9 protein-coding genes are annotated in these 12,630 nt (G+C 72.1%); 7 read left to right on the top strand and 2 right to left on the bottom strand.

Annotated elements, in window-relative coordinates; translation table 11 throughout:
• Positions 1–2 precede the first annotated feature (2 nt).
• Positions 3–1,070, bottom strand: a complete 1,068-nt coding sequence (locus tag ACOJVX_RS25620; RefSeq protein WP_418155527.1) for a hypothetical protein — start codon at positions 1,068–1,070, stop codon at positions 3–5.
• Between the two features lie 220 nt (positions 1,071–1,290).
• Entirely contained in the window at positions 1,291–2,922 is a 1,632-nt protein-coding gene (locus ACOJVX_RS25625; RefSeq protein WP_337662227.1) for a CCA tRNA nucleotidyltransferase, read from the bottom strand.
• On the opposite strand from ACOJVX_RS25625, the gene ACOJVX_RS25630 reads away from it, so the two are divergent.
• From ACOJVX_RS25630 to trxB, 7 genes are all read left to right on the top strand, one after another.
• Positions 2,910–3,455 carry an NUDIX hydrolase gene (locus ACOJVX_RS25630; RefSeq protein WP_026417868.1) on the top strand — a complete coding sequence of 182 codons (546 nt, stop codon included), beginning with the start codon at positions 2,910–2,912 and terminating at the stop codon, positions 3,453–3,455. The two genes, ACOJVX_RS25625 and ACOJVX_RS25630, sit on opposite strands and share 13 nt — an antisense overlap.
• On the top strand, positions 3,452–5,932 hold the full coding sequence (locus ACOJVX_RS25635; protein ID WP_422647141.1) for a DUF6049 family protein: 2,481 nt from the start codon (positions 3,452–3,454) through the stop codon (positions 5,930–5,932). Before ACOJVX_RS25630 ends, ACOJVX_RS25635 begins: the two co-directional genes overlap by 4 nt.
• Before the next feature lie 130 nt (positions 5,933–6,062).
• Complete coding sequence (gene murJ, locus ACOJVX_RS25640; RefSeq protein ID WP_026417867.1) at positions 6,063–7,853, top strand: murein biosynthesis integral membrane protein MurJ; 1,791 nt, start codon at positions 6,063–6,065, stop codon at positions 7,851–7,853.
• A gap of 184 nt (positions 7,854–8,037) precedes the next feature.
• Entirely contained in the window at positions 8,038–9,696 is a 1,659-nt protein-coding gene (locus tag ACOJVX_RS25645; protein WP_103055883.1) for a protein kinase family protein, read from the top strand.
• A gap of 172 nt (positions 9,697–9,868) precedes the next feature.
• Positions 9,869–10,486 (top strand): RNA polymerase sigma factor SigM, encoded by a 618-nt coding sequence (gene sigM / locus ACOJVX_RS25650; RefSeq protein WP_026417866.1) that lies wholly within the window; start codon positions 9,869–9,871, stop codon positions 10,484–10,486.
• Positions 10,483–11,388 (top strand): hypothetical protein, encoded by a 906-nt coding sequence (locus ACOJVX_RS25655; protein WP_103055882.1) that lies wholly within the window; start codon positions 10,483–10,485, stop codon positions 11,386–11,388. The genes sigM and ACOJVX_RS25655 overlap by 4 nt, the downstream gene beginning before the upstream one ends.
• Positions 11,389–11,590: 202 nt before the next feature.
• Positions 11,591–12,577, top strand: a complete 987-nt coding sequence (gene trxB / locus ACOJVX_RS25660) for a thioredoxin-disulfide reductase (RefSeq protein WP_026417865.1) — start codon at positions 11,591–11,593, stop codon at positions 12,575–12,577.
• Positions 12,578–12,630: the final 53 nt, after the last annotated feature.

Below are 12,630 nucleotides of genomic sequence, written 5' to 3' on the forward strand. Positions count from 1 at the left end.
TCTCAGAGGTCGAACCCCTCCTCGCCGCGTCCGATCACCCGGTCCATCTCCCCGTCCCCGTCGGTGTCCACCAGCCTGACGTCCATCACGCCATCCCCGTCGGTGTCCAGGTACACGGTGTCCAGGACGCCGTCCCCGTCGCTGTCGACGTACACCTCGTCAGCCCGGCCGTCGCCGTCCACGTCCACCACGGCCTCGTTCGCCCGGCCGTCCCCGTCGTAGTCCACCCAGGCCGCGTCGGGCACCCCGTCCTGGTCGACGTCGACCCGGGCCACGGCCACCTGTTCCCGCCCCGCCGAGTCAACCCACCGCAGTGGGGTGCCCGCCCCGCCACCGTCCGGCGCGACGGCGCCGAAGATGTCGTCCAGCCACGGATCGTCGGGCCTGGTGCCCTCCCCGACGTCGCCGGCACCGTCCCGGACGTCGTCGGCCCACTCGGAGTCGGGAACCGGGGCCTCCTCGACACCGGGCCCCTCCTCGCGTGGCGGACGCTCCTCGGTCTCGCCGGTCTCGCCGGTCTCCTCGGTCTCGCGGGTCTCGTCGGCGGGAGGCGCCGGTACCCGCTCGGTGCCCTCCCCTGGCGGGGCGTCGGTTCCCCCCGGCTCGGCCCCGCCGACCCGGTCCTCCGCTCCACCGGTCGCCTCGTCTCCGGCCGGGTCCTCACCGGGGAGGGTCGGAACAGCCGGGGGGAACCCGGGCTCCTGTTCACCGGACCGCTGGTCGGGCACCCGGTCGGGGTGCGGCACCACGGAGCCCTCTCCCCAGGGCGGGAGTTCCGCGCGGGCGTTCCAGGTCCCCAACCCGGTCGGGTCGGTGAACGCGGCGTCCACGACCCCATCGCCGTCGAGGTCGAGCAGGACCGTGTCGGCGATCCCGTCCCCGTCCGAGTCCCACAGCAGGTCGACCCGGCGGCCGTCGCCGGTGAAGTCGAGCGGCACCGCGTCCGCGACTCCCGCCCCGGTCACGTCCACCGACGCCGGACTGGTCCACACCGTCGGCGCGCCCTGCCCGGTTCCGAACGAGTACTGGATCGACGCCTCAGGTACCGCCGTCCGCTGCCGGTCCGACATTCCAGCACCCCCGGTCCCTTCGGTCACCGCTCGGGCACTTCGACGTCCCCTGCCACACTCGGGTTCCGTGGTCCCATCATGTGCCGGGGCTCCGGCCCGCGCCGGCCCCCCGCCGGGTGGTCGCGCGGGGAGCGCGCCCGAACGGAGGGGAGGACCACCCGGGTGAGGGTGCGGTACGACCCGCTGGGGCCGCCGAGGGGCACCGGGTCCCGGGGTGGGCTCAGGGGGCTGGCGGCGGCTCGAGGCCCTCGGAACGCGCCCACTCCCGCAGTTCCGCCTCGGCCTCGTCCCTGCTCAGCGGGCCCCGTTCCAGTCGGAGTTCCTTGAGGTGGCTCCACGCCCGCCCGACCAGGGGGCCTGGCGGTAGCCCGAGCAGCCGCATGATCTCGTTCCCGTCCAGGTCCGGGCGAACCCGCTGGAGGTCCTCCTCCGCGGCGATCCGGACGATCCGCTCCTCCAGTTCGTCGTAGGACCGTTGGAGCGCGGCGGCCTTGCGCCGGTTCCGCGTCGTGCAGTCCGCGCGGACCAGCTTGTGCAGCCGGGGCAGCAGGTCCCCGGCGTCGGTCACGTAACGGCGGACGGCGGAGTCGGTCCACTGGCCGGTGCCGTAGCCGTGGAAACGCAGGTGCAGGTAGACGAGCTGCGAGACCTGGGTGACGAACTCCTTGGAGTAGCGCAGCTCACGCAGTCGGCGTCGCGTCATCTTGGCGCCCACCACCTCGTGGTGGTGGAAGCTGACGCCACCGCCGGCCTCGAACTTCCTGGTCGCCGGCTTCCCGATGTCGTGGAGCAGCGCCGCCATCCGCAGCACCAGGTCGGGCCCGTCCTGGTCCGGGTCGTTGGCCTCCAGCTCGATCGCCTGGTCCAACACAACCAGCGAGTGCTGGTAGACGTCCTTGTGCTGATGGTGTTCGTCGATTTCCAGGCGCATCGCCGGCACCTCGGGGAGCACCCGGTCGGCCAGGCCGGTGTCAACCATGAGCTCCACCCCCTGCCGGGCGTGTGGACCGCGCAGCAGCTTCGACAGCTCGGCCTGCACCCGTTCGGCGGTGATGCGGTCGATCTGGTCCGCCATCTCCCGCATGGCCGCGACCACGCGCGGCGCCGGGCGGAAGCCGAGCTGGGCCACGAACCGCGCGGCCCGCAGCATCCGCAGCGGGTCGTCGGCGAACGACTCCTCCGGGGTGGCGGGGGTGTCGAGCCGCCGCTCGAGCAACGCGGTCATCCCGTCGTGCGGGTCGACGAACCTGCGCTCCGGCAGGCGGACGGCCATCGCGTTGACCGTGAAGTCCCGCCGCAGCAGGTCGTCGTCGATGTGGTCGCCGAAGACCACCTCCGGGTTCCGGGTGACCCTGTCGTAGCTGTCGGCCCGGAAGGTCGTGATCTCCAGGGTGCTGCCCCGCCTGGTCGCGCCGACGGTGCCGAACTCGATGCCGGTGTCCCAGATCGCGTCGGCCCAGCCGGTGAGCAGCTCCACGACCTGCTCCGGCCTCGCGTCCGTGGTGAAGTCGAGATCCGTCCCGAGCCGACCGAGCAGTGCGTCGCGGACGCTTCCCCCGACGAGGTAGAGCTCGTGGCCGGCGTCCTCGAACCTCCTGGCCACCTCGTCGGCGACCGGCGCCACCCTGAGCAGTTCGACCACGGCGTTGCGCTGGGTCCGCAGCTCCGCGGCGGACCTGCTGGCAATCGGCTTCTGTTCCGGAGACACGGCAAGCCAGGGTATCTGCCCCCTCCGGTCGACGACGACGGTCTCCGCCGCACCACCAGCCGGGGCCACGCGGACCGCCGAGGGCCCAGCACGACCGGCCGGTACCCCCGTTTCCGCACTACCATCCGGGTATGCCCTCGTCATCCGGTCGTTCCGGCTCCCGGAAGCCGACCGGCAGGAGCCGCCGGCGCCGCCGGCTGCGGACCGTGCGGGAGACATCGGCCGGAGGACTGGTGCTCGACGCGGCCGGGACGCACGCTGCGATCATTGGGCGGCTCGACCGCCGGGGCAGACTGCTCTGGTCGCTCCCCAAGGGTCACCTGGAAGATGGAGAGACAGCCGAGCAGGCAGCCGAACGCGAGGTCCGGGAGGAGACCGGGATCGAGGGCGTGGTGGTGGCCCCGCTCGGCACCATCGACTACTGGTTCATCGCGGGGGACAGGCGCGTGCACAAGACGGTGCACCACTACCTGCTCCGCGCGGTGGGTGGCGAGCTGTCCGACGCTGACGTCGAGGTCACGGAGGTGGCCTGGGTGCCGCTCGAGGACCTCGACGGGCGGCTGGCCTACGCGGACGAGCGTCGGCTGGTGCGGCGGACGGAGGAGGTCCTCACGAGGTCCCCCTCGACGAGCCGTTCCCCGGACCCCAACGAGCAGGCAGGCACGGAGCTGGCGTGAAACGAGAACGGGGCCGGAGGGCCCACCGGGCGGACGTGCGCGCGTCCCTACTGCGATGTGTGGCGGCCCTCGGGTTGGTCGGTCTGATCGCCGTCGGTGCCGCCGGTGCGGCGGGGGCGGTGGAGAACCGGCCGGCGGCCACCGGGGGCCATCCCCGCCAGACGACCCCGGCGGCAGCCCTGGCCGAGCTGTCCGTCTCGGAGACGACCCCTCGGGTGGTGACTCCCGACGGGCCCCCGGAGCTCGTCGTCACGGGCCGGATCCACAACGTCTCCGACCGCAACCTCTCCAACGTCGTGGTGCGGCTCCAACGCGGTGAGCCGGTCACCAGCGCGGACGCCGCCAGAGCGGCCCTCGACGGAACCGCGCCGACGGACACCGCGGCCTCCCCGTTCGTCCCGGTGGTCGAGTCCCTGGCCCCCGGCGACAGCGCCGACTTCAGCGTGCGGGCACCGCTGGCCGGGGGTGACGGCACACTCGGGATCAGCCAGCCCGGTAGCTACCCGCTGCTGGTCAACGCGAACGGCCAGCCCGACTACGGCGGCGACGCCCGACTGGCGGCGACGTCCATGCTGCTGCCCGTGGTGGGCGCGCCTGGCGGCGCCACCGCCTCCTCCTCGGTCTCCCCGTCGACCACCGTGCTGTGGCCGCTGGTCTCCACTCCCAAGATGGTCGGCCGGGACACCCGGGGGCGGGCGATCCTCGCCGACGACGAACTCGCCAGGTCGGTCGGACCGGGGGGGCGGCTGTTCGGGCTCCTCCAGGCGATCGAGGACGGTGTCGCTCCCGGCTCCAACCTGAGCAGGTCGCTCTGCTTCGCGATCGACCCGGCGCTGCTGGAGGCCGTCGAGGCGATGTCAGCCGGGTACCTGGTGCGGTCCTCCAGCGGGGAGGGACCCGTCGAGGGCGCCGGTGGCAGCACCGCCGATGTCTGGCTGAACAAGCTGCGGGACGTGGTCAGCGGACGCTGTGTGATCGCGCTGCCCTACGCGGACGCCGACCTGGTGGCCCTGACGAGGTCAGGCATGGACGACCTCCGCGACCTGGCGTTCACCCGGGGCGCCGAGATCGTGGAACGGGTGTTGGGCGGTTCGAAACCGCTGTCGTCGGTGGTGTGGCCCGCCGAGGGCGTCCTGGACGACGCGACGTTGTCCGCGCTGGCCGAGTCCGGCACCAGCACCCTGCTGCTGTCCCCCTCCGGCATGGAGGAGGCCACCCCGGGTCTGCTGCCCACCCGCGTGTCCGGGGCGACCGTCGAACCCACGGCGCTCCCGATCGACCCGCTGGTCAGCCGCGCGTTGCGCGACACCGCCGCCACACCTGGCCCCCAGCTGGGCGGCGGCGGGGCGGCGGCCGCCGCGCTCGAACCCGCGACGCCGGCCCGGGACGCGGTCACCGACTCGCTCGGCGTGCTGCTGTTCCGGACCACGGCGGACGCCAACGTCACCGAGGCGTCCCGCCTGGTGGTAGCGCCGCCCCGACTCTGGGAACAGCGCCCCGCCGACCACGCCGCGTTCCTCGGGGGGCTCGAACGCCTCTTCCAGCTGAACCTGGCCACCCCGGGATGGCTGGTCGACCAGACCGACTCCCCCCTCCCCGAACGGGCCACCGCGCTGACCTACCCCGCCGATGTGGGTTCCCGCGAGATCCCGGCCCAGGTCGGAGGGTCCGTCCGGCGAGGGACCCAGCGGGTCACCGACTTCGGGTCCGCGCTCACGCCCGACAACTCCGTCGACCCGAACAGCCGGGTCCAGCCGGAGGACCTGACCGACCCGGTTCGGCTGGCCTACCTCGGCGCGACGTCGAGCAGTTGGCGGGGCAACCCCACCGCCGCCAACCACCGCCTGTCCGCGGCCAACCTCAGCCTGGACCGACTCCTGGCCCGGGTGCAGGTCAACCGCCCCGCCACTCCGCTGTCCCTCGCGGCCTCCGACTCACCGCTCCCCCTGGCCGTCAGCAACCGCCTCCCGGTGGGCGTCCGGGTCCAGGTCCTGCTGCGCGACTCGCCGGGGCTGGACATCCCCCACGCCCAGGAGTTCGACGTCCCGGCCAACAGCACCCGGCAGCGCCTGATCCCCGCCGAGGTCAGCAGGTCGGGGCAGTTCACGGTGTCGGCCGTCCTGACCACGCCGGGAGGGACGGAACTCGGACCGCCGGTGCGGTTGTTGGTCAGTTCGACCGCGTACGGGACGATTACGGTGATCATCACCGTGGTGGCCGGAGCGGCACTGGTGCTGTTGTCCGCACGTCGGCTCGTCCGCAGGTTCCGGGGTGCGGGCGGCACGCCACCGCCGGGGGAGGCTGGCGGGGAGCGCCCCTCGCCAACCCCCGACGCCGGGGACCGTGCAGGACCCCGCCCCGGTGCGCCGGACCAGGACGACCCACCCGGTCCGGACGACGACCGGAGCGGGCCCTCCACGACGGGTCGGCCACCGGCCGGCGGACCCGGCACGACAGCGACGGAAAGTGACAGGTGACACAGTCCGAAGAGCCGCGCCGCCGGCGCGGCCCTCTCCACGCCGTCCGCGCTGATGGCAGCCTCGGCTGCTGGCAGCTGGTAACACGTGCGGGGTGCGGTCAGATATCGCAGCGGGGTGAGGAGGCCAGGTGAGCAACCCCAACGAGGAAACCATCCGGATCGGTCGGCCGATCCGGGCCGGAACCGACCCCTCGGAGGCGGAGACGGTCCAGTTCGCCACGGTGGGTTCCTCACCCGAGGCCGAGTCGAACCCGGACGCGGAGACGACGGTCATGGCCACGGCCACCGCCGCGGCGACCGCCGAGTCCGGTGCGGGTGGGGGGCGGAAGAAGTCCCTGCTCAGGGCGGCCGGCTCGATGGCGATCGCGACGCTGATCAGCCGGATCACGGGCTTCCTCTGGAAGGCCGTCCTCGTCTGGATCGTGGGTTGGGGCGCGATCAACGACTCCTTCACGGCCGCCAACAACCTGCCGAACATCATCACCGAACTCCTGCTCGGCGGTGTCCTCGCCAGCGTCGTCGTCCCGGTGCTCGTCCGCGCGCAGAAGGAGGACGCCGACGGTGGGCAGGCGTTCACCGAACGGCTCCTCACGCTGGCGACGGTGATCCTCGGCGTCGGCATGATCCTGTCGGTGGTGGCAGCACCGCTGCTGACCGCGATGTACGTCAGCGACGGGGACACCGAGGCCAACCCCGCGCTGGCCACCGCCTTCGCCTACCTGTTGCTGCCGCAGATCCTCTTCTACGGCATGTCCGCGCTGTTCATGGCGATCCTGCAGGCCAAGCAGGTCTTCGGCCCGCCGGCCTGGGCCCCGGTCCTGAACAACGTCGTCATCCTGGGCACCCTCGGCGCCTACGCGCTGCTGCCCGGTGAGCTGACGGTCAACCCGGTGCGCATGACGGACACGCACCTGCTGGTCCTCGGTCTCGGGGTCACCGCTGGTGTGGTCGTGCAGGCCGCCGTGCTGCTGCCCGCCCTCCGGCGCGCCAAGGTGTCGCTGCGCTGGCGGTGGGGTTTCGACTCCCGTCTCGCGGAGTTCGGCGGGCTCGCCGCGTGGGTGCTCGGCTACGTCGCCGTCTCCCAGGTCGGGCTCATCGCGCTCAGCCGGGTCGCCACCGCCTACGGCGGCCTCGCGATCTACAGCAACGCCTGGCTGCTGCTCCAGCTCCCGTACGGGGTGATCGGTTTCTCGATCATGACCGCGATCCTGCCCCGCATGAGCTCCGCCGCGGCCAGCCACGACTACGAGAAGCTCAAGGACGACCTCTCCCTGGGCAGCCGGCTGTGCACGACGGCCCTGCTGCCGCTGAGCGCGTTGATGACGGTGCTCGGCGCGCAGATCGGCGTGGTGCTGTTCTCCTACGGTGCCAGCGGCGTGGAGGGCGGCAACCGGCTGGGGATCGCGTTGGCCGTGTCGGCCTTCGGCGTCCTCCCCTACGCCGTCACCATGCTCCAGCTCAGGGCGTTCTACGCGATGAAGGACTCGCGGACGCCCACCCTGCTGATGGGCGTGATGACGCTGGCCAAGGTGCCACTCATCTACCTGTGCCCGCTGGTGCTCGAACCGGAGAACGTGGTCTTCGGCATCACCTTCGTGAACTCGCTGACCTTCGTCGTCGGGTGGATCGCCGGGGAGATCTGGCTTCGGCACCGCATCGGCCGGCTCGGCAGCCGGGCGCTGGCGGTGACGATCGGGAAGACCCTCGTCGGCTCGGTGGCCGGCGCGGGCGCGGCGGCGCTGGTCGTCGTGATCACCGGCTCCGGAGGAATGACACCCGACTCAGCGATTCAGGCCTGGATCCAGCTGATCTTCGCCGGAATCGTCGGGGTGATCGTCACCTTCGGGGTGATGTTGCTGCTGAAGACGCGTGAACTTGACCCCGTCGCAGGCAAACTGCGCAGACTCGTGAGGCGGTGAAGCGTTCGGTGACCGGAGGCAACCGCGCGACCGTGCCGCCCCGTCCTACTGACGGCCCCCAGTGTGGGCCTCCTTATCGGCCAGTCGATGACAGCCAACTTCCCGTACCCTCAGCTCGGAGACTCCGCGGCGGTGGTTGGGGGCCTTCGCTTTCCGGGGAGCGGGTGGATCAGGAGAAGACACCGTGAGCGGCAAGCCTACGCAGTACACGGCAGCGCACCGGAACCACACGGGCAACGGTGCCGACCTCACCGTGCCCGCGTCCGCTCCGCCGCCACCGGACTGGTCGGACCTCGCCGAGCTGAGCCCGGGCACCCTGCTCGCCGACAACCGGTACCGGCTGATCGAGCAGGTCGGGTACGACGCGTCCTGCCAGGCCCAGCTCTGGCGGGCCAAGGACACCGCGCTCGGACGCGACGTGGCGCTGACCGTCCTGGTCGGGTACCGGACCGACGGGCAGATGGTCACCAAGGCGCGTCGGGTCCTGGAGCGCTGCATGCACGCGGCGAGCTTCCACTGCGTCGGGGTCGCCAGGGTGCTGGACGTCCTGAGCAGCAGCCACGGCGTCGACCACCCGGAACACGTCCTCGGGGTGGTGGTCGCCGAGTGGACGCACGGGAGCAGGCTCGGTGAGCTGCTCCGGGATGGCCCGCTGCCGGCGGACAACGCCGCCCGCCTGCTCCAGACCCTGGCGGCGGCGGTGGAGACCGCCCACCACGTCGGACTGGTGCTCGGAGTGGACCACCCGGAGAGGATCCGGGTCACCGCGCAGGGCGAACTGCGCTTCGCCTTCCCCGGGTCCCGGGCCGAGGCGACGACGACCGAGGACGTCCGGGGGCTCGGCGCGGTCCTCTACTTCCTGCTGACCGGCCGCTGGCCGTTGCGGCAGGGCCAGGAGACGCTGCCGGCGGCGCCGCTGGCCGCCGACGGTTCGGTGCTGCCGCCGCGAGCTCTGCGCCCGACGGTGCCGCACGAGCTGTCCAACGTGGCGGTCAAGGCGCTCGCCGGCCCGGAGAGCGTCATCAACACCGGCAACATCCGCACCGCCGCCGCGCTGCTGCCCGTGCTGGAGCGGGCGGCCGACGCGGGCAGTCCCACCCAGAACCTGATGCGGGAGACCCCGGCGCGCGGGAACACCGACTCCCTGTGGCGTACCCAGGACATCCCGAAGGACAAGGCCAGCAAGCGGAAACTGCGGATCGGCGTGGCGGTGCTGGCCGCGGCGACGCTGATCGTGGTCGCCTGGATCGGCTTCCAGCTCGTCTCCTTCTTCAGCGGTGACGGCGGTTCGGGGGCCCGCCCCCAGTTCGACGTGGGGGCGCCGAGCTCGAACAGCGCGGGACAGCAGGAGACCGAGTCCGAACCGGAGCTCGGGTCCGGGCCTGTCGAGGTGACCGGTGCCACCGAGTGGCAGCCCGCCGGCCAGCAGCTGGACTCGCCGGACCGGGCCGCGCACGTCCTCGACGGCGACCCGGCCACGGAGTGGCGGACCGCCGAGTACAACGCGCCATTCGACGCCGACAACGCGCTCAAGCCGGGCGTGGGCCTGATCCTGTCCCTAGACCAGGTCACGCAGCTCACCTCCGTGACCATCGACTCCCCGTCGGCCGGCGGGCGGGTCGAGGTGCGCGCGCTACCCTCCGCCAGTCCCGGGAGCCCGGAGGACGGCGAGCTGATCGGGGTCGCCGAGCTGACCGACGGTGCGACCGAGGTCGCGTTCGACGAGGCCAGCCAACCCACCCAGCACGTCCTGCTCTGGGTCACCGGCATCGTGCCCCTGGACAACGGACGTCACCAGACGACGATCCGCGAGGTCGCCGTGGAGGGGCTGCTGCCGCAGTGACCGCCGACCGGTCGGGTGCGCCATCTGACGGATGTCCGCTGTGGATATCACCCGTCGCATGCGTCAGATGGTTGAAATTCACTCGAACAGCGGGTTCAGGTTTCGTTCAGACGGCGGCGGGAAACAGACTGTGGTCTCGGTTTCCGACACGTGGTACCGCTATTCTCGGCGTGTGACAGCCCCAGCCAGTTCGGATGCCGACCTCATCGCGGCTCACGCTCATGGGGATCCTCACGCCTTCAGCGAGTTGGTCCGTCGCCACCGGGACCGGCTCTGGGCGGTCGCGCTGCGGACGATGCGCGACCCAGAGGAAGCCGCGGACGCACTCCAGGACGCCCTGATCTCCGCCTTTCGGGCGGCGTCGTCCTTCCGCGCCGAGTCCCGGGTGACAACCTGGTTACATCGGATCGTGGTGAACGCGTGCCTGGACCGGATCAGACGAAAACAAAGTCGTCCCACCGTCCCGCTCCCCGACGCCGGACCGGGGGAGCCCGCGAGCCCTCGCGACGCCATCGCGGAGCAGGACACCCGCCTGGCGGTGCGGGACGCGCTCGCCGCCCTGCCGGAGGAGCAACGCGCCGCGATCGTGCTGGTGGACGTGGAGGGGTACTCGGTGGCGGACACCGCCAGACTGCTCGGGGTCGCCGAGGGAACGGTGAAGAGCCGTTGCGCCAGGGGCCGGGCCCGGCTGGCGAAACTTCTGGGGCACCTCAGGAACCACGGTGCAGTTGCGAACGTCCCATCTGACGCTGTTGGTGACCGCCAACGTCGTGACCGGGAGGGACGATGACCCGCAATGAGTGGGAAGGGCATGGGCTCGACCCGGCGAGCAGGTCCCGACCCGACGCCCCGGGCGACCCAAGCCTGTCCCTCGACGTGCTGGCGGACCTGCACGGTGACGTGCTGGACGCGGAGACGGCCAGGGAACTCACCGCCAGGATAGGGGACGACCCCGACGCGAAGGCCGTGCTGGACGCGCTGGACGCGGTGCACGCCGACCTGGCGGCCTTCGGCTCGGAACTGTCCGCCCCCACCACCACGATGCCCCCCGAGGTCGCCGCCCGGCTCGAACGCGCCCTGGCCGACGAGGCCGCCGCCATGACCCGCGCGTCCGCGCCACCCCCGCGCCCGGTCACCCAGCTGCCGACCACCCCCGCTCCGCCCCACACCCCCGAGGACCACGCACGCCCGCCGGCACCGGTCGCCGATCTCTCGGCGGCCCGCCGCCGGCGGAACAGGATGCTCGGTTGGGGGTCGGGGGTCCTCGCCGCCGCGGCGGTCGCCGCGGTCGTCGCGTTCGGACTCCCCGGCCGCTCCCTGGAGGACGGCACCCCGATGGCCCAGCCACCGGCCACCACCACGACCCCGCTCCCGACGGAGACCGGCGCCTCACCCGGAGCGGGTCCCCTCGCGCTGACCGGTCCCGACGACGTCCAGGCCAACTACGGGGCCGCGATGAACGCCGAGGACTACGGCCCCTTCGGCGACGAGGCCGCGCTCACGGCCTGCCTCCGGGCCAGCGGGGTGCCCGACACCGCCGTCCTGGGATCGCTCTCGGTGAACTACCAGGACGAGCCCGCGTTGATGGTCGTGATGAGCGGTGGTGACTTCGGTAGTTTCCGGGTCGCCATCGTCTCCTTCGACTGTGGTCCCGACTCGCCCGGTCTGCTCACCCAGACCGAGATCAACTGAGTCCGCCACCGCCGGGAGCGCGGCACGGTGCGGGCTGGGGCGCCCGCACCGGCCCCAGTGCGGCCGTCACCCTCGCCACACGCCGAACCGCGGCGGGAACACCCACGCCTAGGATCGCGTTACAGCTCGATGTCGGTATGGCGATGCCAGGTCGGCCGACAGCACAGCGTGATCCCGCAAGCGAGTCGGTGGAGGCGTCAACTTGTCCGAAGTCCGCAACCTCATCATCGTCGGTTCCGGCCCCGCCGGGTACACCGCGGCCGTGTACGCCGCCCGCGCCCAACTGAACCCACTGGTCTTCGAAGGCACCCAGTTCGGTGGTGCCCTCATGACGACCACCGAGGTGGAGAACTACCCGGGCTTCCGCGAGGGGATCATGGGCCCGGACCTGATGGAGGAGATGCGCCAACAGGCCACCCGTTTCGGGGCGGAGCTGCGCGCCGAGGACGTGGAGGCCATCGACCTCTCGGGGCCGGTGAAGACGGTCGAGGTCAACGGGACCACCTACCGGTCACGCGCGGTGATCCTGGCGATGGGCGCGGCACCCCGCTACCTGGACGTCCCTGGCGAGGAGCGGCTGTTGGGACGTGGCGTGTCCTCCTGCGCCACGTGCGACGGGTTCTTCTTCCGCGACCAGGACATCGCCGTCGTCGGCGGCGGGGACTCGGCCATGGAGGAGGCGACCTTCCTCACCCGGTTCGCCCGCAGCGTCACGATCATCCACCGCCGCGAGGAGTTCCGCGCCTCGCGCATCATGCTCCGCCGCGCCGAGGAGAACGAGAAGATCCGGTTCCTGACCAACGCCGTGGTGAGCGAGGTGCTGGGGGAGGACACGGTCAGCGGGCTCCGCGTCACCGACACCAGGACGGGCGAGGACTCGACGCTCGACGTGACCGCGATGTTCGTGGCGATCGGTCACGACCCCCGCAGCGAGCTGGTCCGGGGACAGGTCGACCTGGACGACGAGGGCTACGTGGGGGTGGAGCACCCGAGCACCCGCACCGGGCTCGACGGCGTCTTCGCCGCCGGTGACCTCGTCGACAACACCTACCGGCAGGCCATCACCGCCGCCGGGTCGGGGTGTTCCGCCGCGATCGACGCGGAACGCTGGTTGGCGGCCTACGAGCCCACCGCCGAGCACGTCGGAGGCGGGTACGGCCCCGGTGAGGACGCGGTCCCCGTCAGCTGACCCACCGGCCCCAGGAACTTCGAGGCCGGTGGGGACGGACTCCACCGGTGGAC

Source organism: Actinoalloteichus caeruleus (assembly GCF_049311605.1).
In the GTDB taxonomy this organism is placed as follows: domain Bacteria; phylum Actinomycetota; class Actinomycetes; order Mycobacteriales; family Pseudonocardiaceae; genus Actinoalloteichus_B; species Actinoalloteichus_B caeruleus.

Excerpts from the sequence above, each read along its gene's own strand:
- ACOJVX_RS25620 (WP_418155527.1), bottom strand. The coding sequence starts at position 1,070 with ATGTCGGACCGGCAGCGGACGGCGGTACCTGAGGCGTCGATCCAGTAC.
- ACOJVX_RS25630 (WP_026417868.1), top strand. The coding sequence starts at position 2,910 with ATGCCCTCGTCATCCGGTCGTTCCGGCTCCCGGAAGCCGACCGGCAGG.
- ACOJVX_RS25625 (WP_337662227.1), bottom strand. The coding sequence starts at position 2,922 with ATGACGAGGGCATACCCGGATGGTAGTGCGGAAACGGGGGTACCGGCC.
- ACOJVX_RS25655 (WP_103055882.1), top strand. The coding sequence starts at position 10,483 with ATGACCCGCAATGAGTGGGAAGGGCATGGGCTCGACCCGGCGAGCAGG.